Origin of the sequence: Candidatus Pantoea gossypiicola, assembly GCF_008632075.1 — a bacterium.
Taxonomy (GTDB): domain Bacteria; phylum Pseudomonadota; class Gammaproteobacteria; order Enterobacterales; family Enterobacteriaceae; genus Pantoea; species Pantoea gossypiicola.
Genome location: NZ_VWVM01000003.1, coordinates 267,603 through 282,339, shown reverse-complemented (window position 1 = coordinate 282,339; position 14,737 = coordinate 267,603). Strand labels below are relative to the sequence as shown.

11 protein-coding genes, 1 pseudogene and 1 other annotated feature are annotated in these 14,737 nt (G+C 53.4%); of the genes and pseudogenes, 6 read left to right on the top strand and 6 right to left on the bottom strand.

Features of this window, described 5'->3' with window-relative positions; translation table 11 throughout:
* Nucleotide 1: 1 nt before the first annotated feature.
* Nucleotides 2–1,596: pseudogene (gene trpD / locus F3I20_RS24110) on the bottom strand (bifunctional anthranilate synthase glutamate amidotransferase component TrpG/anthranilate phosphoribosyltransferase TrpD).
* Nucleotides 1,596–3,161 carry an anthranilate synthase component 1 gene (locus F3I20_RS05840; protein ID WP_150037078.1) on the bottom strand — a complete coding sequence of 522 codons (1,566 nt, stop codon included), beginning with the start codon at nt 3,159–3,161 and terminating at the stop codon, nt 1,596–1,598. The pseudogene trpD and the gene F3I20_RS05840 overlap by 1 nt, the downstream one beginning before the upstream one ends.
* Nucleotides 3,162–3,184: 23 nt before the next feature.
* Nucleotides 3,185–3,286 (bottom strand) — a sequence feature (Trp leader region).
* Between the two features lie 153 nt (nt 3,287–3,439).
* Here F3I20_RS05840 and rnm point away from each other — a divergent pair.
* Together rnm and F3I20_RS05830 are read left to right on the top strand one after the other, a co-directional pair.
* A complete protein-coding gene (rnm, locus tag F3I20_RS05835) occupies nt 3,440–4,324 on the top strand; it encodes an RNase RNM (RefSeq protein WP_150015123.1) in 885 nt (294 codons plus the stop codon).
* Between the two features lie 12 nt (nt 4,325–4,336).
* Nucleotides 4,337–4,957 (top strand): L-threonylcarbamoyladenylate synthase, encoded by a 621-nt coding sequence (locus F3I20_RS05830; RefSeq protein WP_150015121.1) that lies wholly within the window; start codon nt 4,337–4,339, stop codon nt 4,955–4,957.
* 12 nt (nt 4,958–4,969) lie between these two features.
* Here F3I20_RS05830 and F3I20_RS05825 read toward each other — a convergent pair whose 3' ends face one another.
* Nucleotides 4,970–5,617 (bottom strand): serine protease, encoded by a 648-nt coding sequence (locus tag F3I20_RS05825; protein WP_150037079.1) that lies wholly within the window; start codon nt 5,615–5,617, stop codon nt 4,970–4,972.
* Between the two features lie 781 nt (nt 5,618–6,398).
* On the opposite strand from F3I20_RS05825, the gene rluB reads away from it, so the two are divergent.
* Complete coding sequence (gene rluB, locus F3I20_RS05820) at nt 6,399–7,289, top strand: 23S rRNA pseudouridine(2605) synthase RluB (protein ID WP_150015117.1); 891 nt, start codon at nt 6,399–6,401, stop codon at nt 7,287–7,289.
* A 54-nt stretch (nt 7,290–7,343) separates the two neighbouring features.
* On the opposite strand, the gene cobO is transcribed toward rluB, so the two are convergent.
* Together cobO and F3I20_RS05810 are read right to left on the bottom strand one after the other, a co-directional pair.
* Nucleotides 7,344–7,934 carry a cob(I)yrinic acid a,c-diamide adenosyltransferase gene (gene cobO / locus F3I20_RS05815; RefSeq protein WP_150015115.1) on the bottom strand — a complete coding sequence of 197 codons (591 nt, stop codon included), beginning with the start codon at nt 7,932–7,934 and terminating at the stop codon, nt 7,344–7,346.
* Complete coding sequence (locus F3I20_RS05810) at nt 7,934–8,695, bottom strand: YciK family oxidoreductase (protein ID WP_150037080.1); 762 nt, start codon at nt 8,693–8,695, stop codon at nt 7,934–7,936. The genes cobO and F3I20_RS05810 overlap by 1 nt, the downstream gene beginning before the upstream one ends.
* A gap of 171 nt (nt 8,696–8,866) precedes the next feature.
* Between F3I20_RS05810 and sohB the strand changes: the two genes are divergently transcribed.
* The gene (sohB, locus tag F3I20_RS05805; RefSeq protein ID WP_150037081.1) at nt 8,867–9,913 is read left to right on the top strand and encodes a protease SohB; all 1,047 of its coding nucleotides are present in this window, start codon (nt 8,867–8,869) and stop codon (nt 9,911–9,913) included.
* Between the two features lie 27 nt (nt 9,914–9,940).
* Here the strand turns inward: sohB and F3I20_RS05800 are convergent, their stop codons facing one another.
* The gene (locus tag F3I20_RS05800) at nt 9,941–10,189 is read right to left on the bottom strand and encodes a YciN family protein (RefSeq protein WP_150015109.1); all 249 of its coding nucleotides are present in this window, start codon (nt 10,187–10,189) and stop codon (nt 9,941–9,943) included.
* Between the two features lie 371 nt (nt 10,190–10,560).
* On the opposite strand from F3I20_RS05800, the gene topA reads away from it, so the two are divergent.
* Entirely contained in the window at nt 10,561–13,185 is a 2,625-nt protein-coding gene (topA, locus tag F3I20_RS05795; RefSeq protein WP_150037082.1) for a type I DNA topoisomerase, read from the top strand.
* 257 nt (nt 13,186–13,442) lie between these two features.
* Entirely contained in the window at nt 13,443–14,417 is a 975-nt protein-coding gene (gene cysB, locus F3I20_RS05790; RefSeq protein ID WP_150010316.1) for an HTH-type transcriptional regulator CysB, read from the top strand.
* Nucleotides 14,418–14,737 lie beyond the last annotated feature (320 nt).

Below are 14,737 nucleotides of genomic sequence, written 5' to 3'. Positions count from 1 at the left end.
ATTATCCTCTTGCTGCCAGTGCGACGACGCGTTCATAAGCCTGCCCGCTGCGAATGGCGTTAAGCGCCTGCTGAGCGTTTTCACGCAGATCTTCCTGACCGAATACCTTAAGCAGCATCGCCACGTTAACGGCGACCGCTTCCTCATGGGCCTGCTGGCCATTACCCTGGAGTAAAGCCGTCAGAATGTCACGATTTTCTTCCGGCGTGCCGCCCGCCAGCGCCTCTTTGGGATGGAAGCCAAAACCAAAGTCTTCGGGCGAGAGCTGATAGCGGGTGATTTCGCCTTCACGCAGCTCAGCCACGTGCGTCACGTCGTGCAGTGCGACTTCATCCATACCGCCACCGTGAACCACCGCTGCACGCTGATAACCCAGCACTTTCAGGGTCTGCGCAATCGGCAGCACCAGTTCCGGGCTGTAGACGCCAATCACTGCCAGTGGCGGGCGCGCCGGATTAATTAATGGGCCTAACACGTTGAACAGCGTGCGGGTCTTCAGCTGCTGGCGCACTGGCATCGCATGGCGAAAGCCAGTGTGATACTGCGGCGCAAACAGGAAGCAGACGTTAAGATCGTCCAGCGCCTGACGCGCCCGGTCAGTGGGCATATCAAGATTGATACCAAAAGCGGCCAGCAGGTCAGACGAGCCCGATTTACTGGAGACGCTGCGGTTGCCGTGCTTCGCCACTTTCAGACCACAGGTGGCAGCAACGAAGGCGCTGGCCGTCGAGATATTAATGCTGTTACTGCCATCGCCGCCGGTGCCAACGATGTCGGCAAAAGCGTAATCCGGGCGGGGAAAGGGTTTCGCATCTTCCAGCAGCGCCGTCGCGGCCCCGGCGATCTCTTCCGGGGTTTCACCGCGCACTTTCATAGCGACAAGTGCAGCGGCGAGCTGCGTGGGCTCCAGCTGTCCGGTAATGATGGCGCTGAACAGCTGATGACTCTCAGCCTGATTCAGCGTCTGCGCCTGGTAAAGTTTTTCCAGTGTCTGTTGCATCGTTATTCTCCCTGTTACTTCGCCAGCGCCCAGGCCAGCGTCTGCTCAAGCAGGCGCGCGCCCTGAGAAGTCAAAATCGATTCCGGATGGAACTGAAACCCGCAGACGCGATCGGTTTCATGACGAACCGCCATCACCATCCCGTTAAAGCTGGCGTTAACCGTCAGCTCATCCGGCGTGTTGCTGCCCACCAGCGAGTGATAGCGCGCCACCGGCAGGGGATTACTCAGGCCGGCAAACATCGCCTCGCCGTCATGGACGATAGAAGAGGCTTTGCCGTGCAGGATCTCGCCCGCCTGACCCACATGGCCACCATAGGCTTCCACAATGGCCTGATGACCCAGGCAGATGCCGATAATCGGCAGACGTCCGCGCAGCACCCGCAGCAGCTCCGGCATACAACCGGCATCTTTTGGTGCGCCGGGACCCGGTGACAGCATCAGCACCGGATCTTCCATACGTTCCAGCTGAGCAATTAACAGTTCAGCGGGCAGGTTATTGCGGTAGATCACCACGTTGTGACCAAAGGCCCGCAGCTGATCAACGAGGTTGTAGGTAAAAGAGTCGATGTTATCGAGCAGCAGAATATCGGCCATCAGAAGATCTCCTTGCAGTGATGGGCAGTCGCGATAGCGCGCAGAACGGCACGGGCTTTATTACGGCTTTCATCCGCTTCAGCCTGCGGATTGGAATCCAGCACCACACCAGCGCCCGCCTGAACGGTAGCGACGCCATCTTCGACATAGGCCGAACGAATAACGATGCAGGTGTCGAGATCACCCTGCGCGGTGAAGTAGCCCACCGCGCCACCGTAGCTGCCGCGACGGGTGCGTTCAGCACCGGCAATCAGCTGCATAGCGCGAACTTTTGGCGCACCGCTCAGCGTGCCCATGTTCATACAGGCGCGATAGGCATGCAGCACGTCGAGATCGGCGCGCAGCGTGCCGACGACGCGGGAAACCAGATGCATCACGAACGAATAGCGATCAACTTTGGTCAGGTCAGCCACATAACGGCTGCCTGGCACGCAGATGCGCGCCAGATCGTTACGCGCCAGATCGACCAGCATCAGATGTTCAGCCAGCTCTTTATGGTCGGTGCGCATCTCAAGCTCAATGCGGCTGTCAAGGTCGCGGTCCAGGGAACCATCAGCATGGCGGCCGCGCGGGCGGGTACCGGCAATCGGGTAGATCTCAATCTGACGCGAGGTGGCGTCATACTTCAGTGAACTCTCTGGCGACGCGCCAAACAGCGAGAAGTCCTGATCCTGCATAAAGAACATATAGGGGCTGGGATTGCTGTTTTTCAGCGTGTCATAGGCGGCCAGCGGTGACGGGCACGGCAGCGAGAAGCGGCGTGAGGGTACGACCTGAAAAATTTCACCGATGCGAATCGCCTGTTGCATGGTGCGAACCACGTCACAATACTCTTCATCGCTCTGGCTGGTGGTCAGCGTCATCTGTTCAACCTTTTGTACCGGCAGTGCAGGTGCTGGCTGCAGCATCTGACCGTGCAGTTGCTCAATACGGCGCTGCAGACGCTGGAACTCGCTGGTAGACGGGCAGAACAGGCTGGCCTGCAGACGCGCGCTGCGGGTCTGATGATCGATCACCAGTAATGTCTCTGCCAGGTAAAAACAGTAGTCAGGACAGCGTTGCTGATTATCCAGTTCCGGCAGGGTTTCAAAACCAGCCACCAGGTCATAGGCAAACAGGCCACCCAGCAGCACGGCTTCACGCTCGTCGGCAGAGGCATTAACCAGTTGGGGAATCAGTCGCAGTGCATCAAACACCGAGAGTGCTTTGAGACGTGAATCTTCATCCTGATGCGGATCGGTGCTCTGCGGAAAAGTCAGCTCACGTCCATCGGGACGGACCTGATTGCTGACGGAAGCAGGCAGGGCCTCATCCAGCAGCGGCAGCACGGCACGGCCATTTTCTGACAGCGCCTGAACGGTAACCGTGTTACCCATGGCGCTGATACGCAGCGCACTGTCGACAATCAGCAGACTTTTTAAATTGCGCTTGCTGTCAATATCCGCAGATTCGAGCAGCAGGGTTGCCGGACGTGCGCCGCACAGCTGGTGAAACACTGCGGCCGGATCTTCGCGGTAAGGCGCGGTGCCGGTAATCAACTTCACTGTAGGTTTCGCATTTGGCATGATGATTTCTCTGAATTTCGCTCAAAAAAAAGCCCGCTCGGTGGCGGGCTCAGGTATTAGCACAGCGGTTACGCAACGTGTGCACGATCCTGTCGCCCGTTATCGGGAACATCGCGCCAACCGTTTAAATGCGTGATTACAACAGCCATGATTAAATACCCGTTACGTGTGAACTTGTGTACTAGTTAACGGGTTCATGGCGTAAATGTCAATACACTTTTTCACTGACCATGAAAATCGTTATCATGCTGGCCGGTTTAGTTTTAGCAGGAGTTCTCTTGAGCGATATCGCCCGTTTCCCGGTTTATGATTTACACAGCCACACGCGCGCCTCCGATGGCTTACTGACGCCAGCAGAGCTGGTGCAGCGAGCCGTTGAGATGCGCGTGGGCGTACTGGCGATCACCGATCACGACAGCGTTGCAGGGGTGGAAGAAGCGCAGCAGACGGCACGCGACCACGATTTACCGATAAAAGTGCTGGCTGGGGCAGAGATCTCCACGCTGTGGGAGAACCATGAGATTCACATCGTCGGCCTGGACATTGATATTCACCATCCGGCCATGGTGACGTTTCTGGCCGGACAACATGACTGCCGCCGGACGCGGGCGCAAGAGATTGGTGAGCGACTCGCGAAAGCACGGATTCCGGATGCGCTGGCAGGTGCGATGCGTCTGGCTGATGGCGGTATCATTACCCGTGGTCACTTTGCCCGCTTCCTGATTGAGCAGGGCAAAGCCGACAACATGGTACAGGTATTCAAAAATTATCTGGCGCGTGGCAAAACCGGCTACGTGCCGCCACAATGGTGTACAATTAAACAAGCCATTGATGCAATTCATCATTCTGGTGGGTGTGCTGTGCTGGCGCATCCTGGCCGATATGGGTTATCGGCGAAGTGGCTCAAACGGCTGGTCGCCCATTTCCGCGAGGCGGGCGGCGACGCGATGGAAGTTGCGCAGTGCCAGCAAGCACCCAATGAGCGTACAACGCTGGCACAATATGCCAGAGATAATGAACTGGCCGCATCACAAGGTTCTGATTTTCATCAACCCTGCCCGTGGATTGAACTGGGCCGTAAACTCTGGCTGCCCGCAGCGGTTGAGCCGGTCTGGGAACGCTTCCCGGCTCTCGCGCCCGGCCTGACAATCACGGAAAGGTGACACGAGGTTTCTATGAGTCAATTGTTTCACATTCATCCGGACAATCCCCAGCCACGGCTGATTAACCAGGCGGTCGAGTACCTGAACAAAGGCAGCGTCATTGTCTATCCTACCGACTCCGGCTATGCACTGGGCTGTCGGCTGGAGGAGAAGGGCGCGATGGAGCGCATCTGCCGTATCCGTCAGCTCGACGGGCACCACAACTTCACTCTGATGTGCCGGGATCTTTCAGAGCTGTCGGTCTATTCGCAGGTCGGTAACTCGGCTTTTCGCCTGCTGAAAAACAACACGCCAGGCAACTACACCTTTATTCTCAAGGCGACCAAAGAAGTGCCGCGCCGCCTGATGAATGAAAAGCGTAAGACCATTGGTCTGCGTGTGCCCTCCAATCCGGTGGCGCTGGCGCTGCTGGAAGCGCTGAATCAGCCGATGATGTCGACCTCATTGATTCTGCCAGGCAACGATTTTACCGAGTCAGACCCGGAAGAGATCCAGCACAGCATTGGTAAGCTGGTCGATCTGATCATCGACGGCGGTACGCTGGGTCAGCAGCCGACCACGGTGGTCGATCTGACCACCGATTCGCCGGAAATTGTGCGTGAAGGCGTGGGCGATACCCGCCCGTTCCTGTAATTACGTCGGGCTTCAGACACCGTGCGTCGGTGTCTGGGCCAGATTCGACTCTAACCAGTTCTTAAACTGACCGTAAGGAATATAAAGTGATACATCTTTCAGGATCACTTTGTTATTACGCCCGTTCTTAATCGAGTCAGAATAGCCAACAATAACGCCGCCCAGCGTATCATCCCGATTATAAACGCCACCGCCAGACATTCCCTGAACGACGCCCGCGTTCGAGGCCATCGCTAAGCAGGGACTTTTATTCCATTTATTCCGAATAGCCGTGCGGGCTAAATTAACCCCGGACGATTCAACCGGCATCGCTGAAATAAAGCTGTAGCCATACATTTTAACCGGATCGCCGATGTCGCTGCTGCGGAACTTAGTCAGCGTGCTGGCATCATTCTTGTGATAAATAATCGCAAGGTCGCAATAAGGATGATAAGACTTCACACGCTGCACGGCGGTTTTCGCCACGTGCGCAGCTGTAAGGCTGTATTCAGGCGTCAGAGGAATGCTGGTGCCCAGTGTACCCAGACCGAGGATCGTCGGAATGCCCGTCACGCTCATATCTACGTGATGCATCGCTGTACGACTGTACTCAGTATGGCCCACAGAGCACCCGCTCAGGACCAGTGCAGCTAGCACCGGGCACAGAAACAGGTTTTTCATGATGGTTTTCTTTATTCAGGCATGTCGGGAAATCCCTGGTGAAGATTTTTGACATGCAAGCAAGGTTCATCACTGAACCGTATTAACGCAACAACTCCGGATGCGCCGGTTTATTGGATTAATGTAAAAACACTATTTTTATTAACGAATGAATTAAGCAAGGCTTAAATGTCGCAAGAACGCTTTATCGCGTGCTTTGCTTTTTTATTATGCTGCTGGGATAAAGTGTATCAGCTTAATAATGTCGTACAATTTATTAAAGCTAATGACAATCAAATGTCATGGAAAATAAGGTTTTAAACGAATTTTCATTAAGAATAATCTTATATTTTTATTTTTGCAGTGCATACGGAATGGATAAATTCAATTAACCAGCATTTTATGCTGACTTTAATATTATTCATGGAGGATAAAAAGGCAGATCAAAATGATGGAAGTGTAAGATTGCGTTAAGATTTTTACCCTCAGAACATCGCGTTGATGAAAAGAGAGTGGTTAGAAAATTTAATTGTCTTCAGCTATAAAGTTTTCGAAGCATACGCTTTATTAAACATATTTTCTTATCATTCGGACGGGTATTATTTTATTCAGTATTAAGAATTATCAGATCTCAAACTATCAGAGGTTAACCTTTCTTTATTACTATTCGACCATTCATAAAGCGCGTTACATCAGCGTTAAATGCCTGTATAATGGGGCAAACTTACTAAGTTAACCTGTTGATTTAGAAGGGATTATCACCTAGTCATGACGCCTGGGAAGGCGACAAAGAGGAAGCTCAATGAGCGAAAAGTTACAGAAAGTCTTAGCGCGTGCCGGTCATGGCTCGCGTCGTGAAATCGAATCAATGATTGCTGCCGGCCGTGTCAGCGTTGACGGCAAGATCGCCACCCTGGGCGACCGCGTCGAAAGCAGTAAATCCCTGAAAATCCGTATTGATGGCCATCTGGTATCGATTGCTGAATCAGCAACCGAAGTCTGCCGCGTGCTGGCTTACTACAAACCTGAAGGCGAACTCTGTACCCGCAGCGATCCTGAAGGCCGCCCGACGGTGTTTGACCGCCTGCCTCGCCTGCGCGGTTCACGCTGGATTGCCGTTGGCCGTCTGGATGTGAATACCTGTGGTCTGATGCTCTTCACCACCGACGGTGAACTGGCGAACCGCCTGATGCATCCGAGCCGTGAAGTGGAACGTGAGTATGCGGTGCGCGTGTTTGGTCAGGTAGACGACGATAAAATTCGTCAGCTGAGCAAGGGCGTTCAGCTGGAAGATGGTCCGGCTGCGTTTAAAACCCTGAAGTTTGGTGGCGGAGAAGGCATTAACCAGTGGTACAACGTCACTCTGACGGAAGGACGTAACCGTGAGGTGCGTCGTTTATGGGAGGCGGTTGGTGTACAGGTCAGCCGTCTGATGCGCGTTCGCTATGGCGACATTACCTTACCGAAAGGCCTGCCGCGCGGCGGCTGGACGGAGCTGGATCTGCCGGCGGTGAACTATCTGCGCAACCTGGTGGAGATGGATGATGAGACGGTGACCAAACTGGTCGTTGAGAAAGATCGTCGGCGCACCAAAGCAAACCAGATCCGTCGTGCGGTGAAACGCCACAGTAAAGTGAGCAGCACGCCACGTGCGCCACGCCGCAATCCGGGCAGCAAACGTAACGCTGGTTAATATCGTTGCCCGATCGCTAAAAACGCAGCCCCAGGGCTGCGTTTTCTTTTTATATTACCAGTCAATTCCCTGCTGAGCCTGAATACCGGCATCAAAAGCGTGCTTCACCGGCCGCATCTCCGTCACTGTATCTGCCATTTCGGTCAGGCGACGATGACAGCCACGTCCGGTAATGATTACGCTCTGATGCGCAGGGCGCTGTTGCAGAGCGATAATCAGGTCGTCCAGCGGCAGATAATCCATGCTGACCATATAGGTTATTTCGTCCAGCACGACCAGGTCGAGCTGCGTATCGGCCAGCATCCGTTTTGCATGCTGCCACACGGCCAGACAGGCGGCGGTGTCCGTTTCGCGGTTCTGCGTATCCCATGTGAAACCCGTTGCCATCACCTGGAACTCTACACCATGCTGTTCCAGCAGGATACGCTCACCATTCGGCCAGTCCCCTTTAATGAACTGGACAGCCGCTGCGCGCTTACCGTGTCCGGTGGCGCGCAGGGCGGTGCCAAAAGCTGCGGTGGTTTTACCTTTGCCATTGCCGGTAAACACCATCAGGATGCCACGCACCTCGGTGGCTGCCGCAATCCGCGCATCAACCTGCTCCTTTAGCCGCTGCTGACGCTGCTGATGACGATCGTCAGCCATTACTCTGCGGCTCCGGGTTTTCTGCCCGGCTGCGCATCAAAGCTGATACCGGTTTTGCGCCGGCTGTCATCACCCATCAGATAAAGGTAGAGCGGCATCAGATCGGCAGGTGTTTTCAGCTTGTTAGCATCTTCCTGCGGGAAGGCGCTGGCGCGCATTTTGGTCCGCGTCCCGCCCGGATTAATGCAGTTCACCCGCAATGCCTGCGTTTTATACTCATCGGCGAGTACCTGCATCATTCCTTCGGTAGCAAATTTAGAGACGGCGTAAGCGCCCCAGCCCGCGCGACCGGTACGGCCAACGCTGGAGGTGGTAAACACCAGTGAACCGGCATCTGATTTTAACAACAGCGGCAACAGCGCCTGGGTCAGGAAGAAGGTGGCGTTCAGGTTGATGTTCATTACCTGTTGCCAGATCTGAGGGTCGAGTTCCGCCAGCGGAACGATTTCACCAAGGATACCGGCATTGTGCAGCACGCCATCAAGGCGAGGAAACTGCTGTGACAGCTGTTCTGCTATCTGATGGCAACGTTCCGGTGTCGCTTCAGCCAGATCAAACACGACGGTATGAGCAGCACATTTATTAAGTTGATCGATTGCCTCTTTGACCTGCTGAAGCTTCTGAGGGTTACGGCCCATCAGGATGACTTCAGCGCCATAACGGGCATACGTCAGCGCCGCTTCCCGGCCAATGCCATCTGAAGCACCTGTGACCAGGATAATACGGTGATTGAGCAGGTCGCTTTTTGGTTGATAATACACAGCGGGGTCCTCCAGCGAAAACAGCATGATTCCGCTTTATGCCTGAATTTACGAATGGGCGCAATCGCCAGACCACCCATTCTGTGCCGGCTGCTGGCATTTCAGGCGACGGAGCAGGGTAAAACGGCTAAACTGGCGAATTGTTTTTTATTCTTTTGTGAAGGCGACCTGATGGATTTTATTTCAACGTATGGACTGTTTTTAGCGAAAGCGGTGACACTGGTGGTTGCCGTCGCTGCGATTGTCATGATTATCATGAATGCCGCGTTACGCAAACGGGCACATAATGGTCAGCTTCGTCTGACCCATCTGAGTGATGACTATCAGCAGATGAAAGAGGATTTGCAGCTGGCAAAAATGAAGCCGCAGGCGCAAAAAGTCTGGCTGAAAAATCATAAAAAAAGTGAAAAGCTGAAAGCCAAAGCGGAAAAACAGGCGGCAAAGCAGGGACAGACAGACAGCATTAAGCCCACGCTCTACGTACTCGATTTTAAAGGCAGCATGGATGCCGGTGAGGTGAGCTCACTGCGTGAAGAAATTTCAGCTGTGCTGGCGGTCAGGCAGCCTGGCGACGAAGTGCTGCTGCGCCTGGAAAGCCCGGGCGGCGTGGTGCATGGCTATGGCCTGGCAGCATCGCAGCTGCAGCGTCTGCGCGATGCGGGTCTGCGCATCACGGCAGCCGTAGATAAAGTGGCAGCCAGCGGGGGCTACATGATGGCCTGCGTGGCCGATCGCATTGTGGCCGCACCGTTCTCGATCATTGGCTCCATCGGCGTGGTTGCGCAAATCCCTAACTTCAACCGCCTGCTGAAGCGTAACGATATTGACGTTGAGTTGCATACCGCCGGACAGTACAAGCGCACGCTGACGCTGTTTGGTGAGAATACCGACGAAGGGCGCGAGAAGTTTCAGGAAGATCTTGATGAAACGCACCTGCTGTTCAAGCAGTTTGTTCACCAGATGCGCCCGTCGCTCGACATCGATCGGGTAGCAACCGGTGAGCACTGGTATGGTCGACAGGCGCTGGATCTCGGCCTGATTGACGAAATCGGCACCAGCGATGACCTGATCATCCGTCAGATGGATCAATTCAGCGTACTTGGCGTGCATTACGCCCGCCGTCGTAAAATGATTGACCGTTTTACCCAGAGCGCCGGCTCGGTGGCTGAGCGGTTGCTGCTGAAACTCTGGCAGCGCGGCGAAAAGCCACTGCTCTGATGCGAAACCCGGCCTGTGCCGGGTTTTCTATTCCAGGTGATAGCGCGGCGACAGCTCCACAGCAAGGTATTTGAAGACGTTAAACACTGCCGTGGTTTTCGTGGTCGGCAGTCCATCCGCATCAAGAAAGAAGGGGCCGCGAAAGACCAGTACATCCGCCTGCTGAATCACCTCATCCGCCTGCATGCCTGCTAAATAATCATCATGTTCTTTAATCAGGGCATTGGCCTTTTCCAGCAATGCCTGGCGGGAAATAGCCTGAGTTGATCTCTGCATATATTCGCTCCTTTTTGACAGCATCCAAATCCTTTCTATATTACTGGCCTGTCACGCGCTATGACAAATCGATCTAAACGATGAAAACCTGGCGTAAGTTCGGGCTGAGTGCTAATTAAGTTGCGTAACAGATTTTATCAGGTAGAGTGTGGGCGATTCCGATTTCAGGGATTTTGCACCAGGATGTGCGAAGAGTTCAGATGGAAAAAGTACGCTTTATCATGCAGTTGCATCATGCTACATCATCTGATCTGAGATTGACCCCTCCGCCTTGAAATGTTAAACAGGCGCAGCAATATTGAACCCACTGGGTTTTTGGGCATCCAATCCTCTCCCGTTAAGCAGGATGTTTTCATTAGGTAAAGGTAAATATGGGTAAAGCACTCGTTATTGTTGAGTCCCCGGCAAAGGCTAAAACAATCAATAAATACCTGGGTAGTGACTACGTGGTTAAATCCAGCGTGGGTCATATCCGGGATCTGCCGACCAGTGGTTCAACCGCGAAGAAGAGTGCTGACGCTTCGACAGATAAGAAAGTCAACGACGCTTCAACTGACAAGAAAGTTAAAAAAGTAAAAAAAGATGAGAAAGCTGCACTCGTCAGCCGCATGGGTGTAGACCCTTATCACGGCTGGGAAGCGGATTATCAGATTCTGCCCGGCAAAGAGAAAGTGGTTGCTGAACTGAAGGCGTTAGCCGCCAATGCTGACCACATCTATCTCGCAACCGACCTTGACCGCGAAGGGGAAGCCATCGCCTGGCACCTGCGGGAAGTGATCGGTGGAGATGACTCGCGTTTCAGCCGCGTGGTCTTTAATGAAATCACCAAAAATGCGATTCGTCAGGCATTTGAAAAGCCGGGCGAACTGAATATCGATCGGGTAAATGCTCAGCAGGCGCGTCGTTTCATGGACCGCGTGGTGGGCTATATGGTCTCGCCACTGCTGTGGAAAAAAATCGCCCGTGGTCTCTCGGCCGGACGTGTGCAATCTGTTGCGGTTCGCCTGGTGGTGGAACGTGAACGTGAAATCAAAGCCTTTGTTCCCGAAGAGTACTGGGAAGTTAATGCCGCACTGACTACGCCAAAAGGCGATGAGCTGTCGATGGACGTGACGCACAAAGGTGATAAAGTCTTCCGTCCTGTCAATCGCGACGAGACCTATGCCGCGGTAGCGCTGCTGGAAAAAGCGCGCTATGAGATCATTGACCGCGAAGATAAGCCGACCAGCAGCAAGCCGGGCGCACCTTACATTACCTCCACACTGCAGCAGGCTGCCAGTACGCGTCTGGGCTTTGGCGTGAAGAAAACGATGATGATGGCTCAGCGCCTGTACGAAGCCGGTCACATCACTTATATGCGTACCGACTCGACCAACCTGAGTCAGGATGCAGTCGCCATGGCGCGTGGCTATATCGAAAGTAATTTTGGCAAAAAGTATCTGCCTGAAAACGCCATTACTTACGCCAGCAAAGAGAACTCCCAGGAAGCGCACGAAGCGATTCGTCCATCTGATGTGGAAGTGGTGGCGGAAAAGCTGAAGGATATGGAAGCGGATGCGCAGAAACTCTATCAGCTGATCTGGCGTCAGTTTGTTGCCTGTCAGATGACACCAGCAAAATATGACTCCAGCACCATTACAGCGGCGGCGGGTGAATTTAAACTCAAAGCAAAAGGCCGTATTCTGCGTTTCGATGGCTGGACCAAAGTCATGCCAGCGCTGCGTAAGAATGATGAAGATCGTACATTGCCTGCCGTCAGCGTGGGTGATGTTCTGGATCTGCAACAGCTTCTTCCGGGTCAGCACTTCACCAAGCCCCCGGCGCGCTTCAGCGAAGCGTCACTGGTGCGTGAACTTGAGAAGCGCGGCATTGGTCGTCCATCCACTTATGCGGCCATTACCTCGACCATTCAGGATCGTGGCTACGTGCGGGTAGAAAACCGCCGCTTCTATGCGGAAAAAATGGGTGAAATCGTCACCGATCGTCTGGAAGAGAACTTCCGCGAACTGATGAATTATGATTTCACCGCCCGCATGGAGAGCAACCTCGACCAGGTGGCCAATAACGAGGCGCAATGGAAAGCGGTTCTCGATCACTTCTTCGCTGACTTTACTCAGCAGCTTGAACTGGCTGAGAAAGATCCTGAAGAAGGTGGCATGCAACCGAACCAGATGGTGCTGACCTCAATTGAGTGTCCGACCTGTAGTCGTCAGATGGGAATCCGTACCGCCAGTACCGGTGTTTTTCTGGGCTGTTCCGGCTATGCGCTGCCGCCTAAAGAGCGCTGCAAGCAGACCATCAACCTGATTCCGGAAAATGAAGTCCTCAATATTCTGGAAGGCGACGATGCTGAAACTAACGCCCTGCGTGCCCGTCGACGCTGCCAGAAGTGTGGCACCGCGATGGACAGCTATCTGATCGACAACGAACGAAAACTGCACGTTTGTGGTAATAACCCGGAGTGTGACGGTTACGAAATCGAGAAGGGCGAATTCCGCATCAAAGGCTATGACGGCCCGATAGTGGAGTGCGAGAAGTGTGGTTCGGAGATGCACCTGAAAATGGGACGCTTTGGTAAGTACATGGCGTGTACCAACGAAGAGTGCAAAAACACCCGCAAGATTCTGCGCAGTGGTGAAGTTGCACCGCCGAAAGAAGATCCGGTTCCACTGCCAGAGCTGGCGTGTGAGAAGTCCGATGCTTACTTCGTGTTGCGTGACGGCGCAGCGGGCGTTTTCCTTGCGGCCAACACCTTCCCGAAATCACGCGAAACGCGTGCACCGCTGGTGGAGGAGCTTCAGCGCTTCAAAGATCGTCTGCCTGAGAAGCTCAAATATCTGGCTGACGCGCCAGTAGCCGATCCGGAAGGCAATAAAACACTGGTACGCTTCAGCCGCAAAACCAAACAGCAGTATGTGTCCTCTGAAAAAGAGGGTAAGGCAACCGGCTGGTCCGCCTTCTATATAGATGGCAAGTGGCAGGAAGCGAAAAAGTAATTCAAAGGCCAGCCTTTGCTGGCCTTCTTCTTACTGTGCTTACCCGATTTGTCCACTGATAGTGACAATGCACCACATTCAGGCCAGCGCTCGCTGGCCTTTTTCTGAGCCTTATATCAATCCGTTCTACTCTGTCACTTAAACTGATATAGTTGTTATAGCATTTCCGACCTTTCCTGATGCATAGCATTTCTTGACCCTTGCGACTATACGTCAAGCGGGGATGCGACTCTGTAACTTACCGGGATGGAACAGATATGAAATTACAGCAGTTGCGCTATATCGTCGAAGTGGTGAACCATAATCTCAATGTCTCTTCGACAGCGGAAGGTCTCTACACCTCTCAACCCGGCATCAGCAAACAGGTGCGTATGCTGGAAGATGAGCTGGGCGTGCAAATTTTTGCCCGCAGCGGTAAACATCTCACTCAGGTGACGCCTGCAGGCGAAGAGATTATCCGTATAGCGCGTGAAGTCCTTTCCAAAGTGGATGCGATCAAATCCGTGGCCGGCGAGCATACCTGGCCGGATAAAGGCTCGCTTTATGTCGCCACCACGCATACCCAGGCACGTTACGCGCTGCCTGGCGTGATCAAGGGATTTATCGAGCGCTATCCGCGCGTCTCTTTACATATGCATCAGGGTTCTCCAACCCAGATCGCCGAAGCGGTTTCCAAGGGCAATGCGGACTTTGCGATTGCCACCGAAGCGCTGCATCTTTATGACGATCTCATCATGCTGCCGTGCTACCACTGGAACCGCGCGATTGTCGTCACGGCTGATCATCCGCTAGCTGGAAAAGGGCAGGTGAGCATCGAAGAACTGGCTGAACATCCGCTGGTGACCTACACCTTTGGCTTTACCGGGCGCTCAGAACTTGATACGGCCTTTAATCGGGCAGGATTAACACCCCGCATCGTCTTCACTGCTACCGATGCCGACGTCATTAAAACCTATGTCCGTTTAGGCCTGGGTGTGGGGGTAATTGCCAGTATGGCAGTTGATCCGGTGGCCGATCCTGACCTGATTCGTATTGAGGCCGCCGATATTTTTACCAACAGCACCACCAAGATTGGTTTCCGCCGCAGCACCTTCCTGCGCAGCTATATGTATGATTTTATCCAGCGTTTTGCGCCACACCTGACCCGCGACGTGGTAGATACCGCTGTGGCGCTGCGCTCAAACGAAGACATTGAGGCGATGTTTAAGGACATTAAGCTGCCATTTAAATAGCGTTGATGCTCTCCACGACAACATAAGGCTGCCTGGTGCAGCCTTTTTTGTTGCCAGGCTTTAGCGCCAAATGAGAATCAAAAGTTTTTATGATTTTTTTGTAAATGAAACATTGATCACATGTTTTCCGGTTGGGCTTTCTTAAATGCGAAATACAACACACTTTTAACTATGTCACTTTGCGACTCGCCAGGATTATTCCCATACTCCAGTTAAGAGCTGAAGTGTGAAGCCAGTAAACATAAGGTTCTTTAGATTCGCCTTTAGTTTTAAGTGGATCTGTTTTTAAATTAACTCAAATTTATTAGTTGTCTGTTTAA

What these genes read in the sequence shown, in the direction of transcription:
- F3I20_RS05840 (WP_150037078.1), bottom strand. Translation starts at nt 3,161, where the DNA reads ATGCCAAATGCGAAACCTACAGTGAAGTTGATTACCGGCACCGCGCCT.
- F3I20_RS05830 (WP_150015121.1), top strand. Translation starts at nt 4,337, where the DNA reads ATGAGTCAATTGTTTCACATTCATCCGGACAATCCCCAGCCACGGCTG.
- F3I20_RS05825 (WP_150037079.1), bottom strand. Translation starts at nt 5,617, where the DNA reads ATGAAAAACCTGTTTCTGTGCCCGGTGCTAGCTGCACTGGTCCTGAGC.
- rluB (WP_150015117.1), top strand. Translation starts at nt 6,399, where the DNA reads ATGAGCGAAAAGTTACAGAAAGTCTTAGCGCGTGCCGGTCATGGCTCG.
- cobO (WP_150015115.1), bottom strand. Translation starts at nt 7,934, where the DNA reads ATGGCTGACGATCGTCATCAGCAGCGTCAGCAGCGGCTAAAGGAGCAG.
- sohB (WP_150037081.1), top strand. Translation starts at nt 8,867, where the DNA reads ATGGATTTTATTTCAACGTATGGACTGTTTTTAGCGAAAGCGGTGACA.
- F3I20_RS05800 (WP_150015109.1), bottom strand. Translation starts at nt 10,189, where the DNA reads ATGCAGAGATCAACTCAGGCTATTTCCCGCCAGGCATTGCTGGAAAAG.
- topA (WP_150037082.1), top strand. Translation starts at nt 10,561, where the DNA reads ATGGGTAAAGCACTCGTTATTGTTGAGTCCCCGGCAAAGGCTAAAACA.
- cysB (WP_150010316.1), top strand. Translation starts at nt 13,443, where the DNA reads ATGAAATTACAGCAGTTGCGCTATATCGTCGAAGTGGTGAACCATAAT.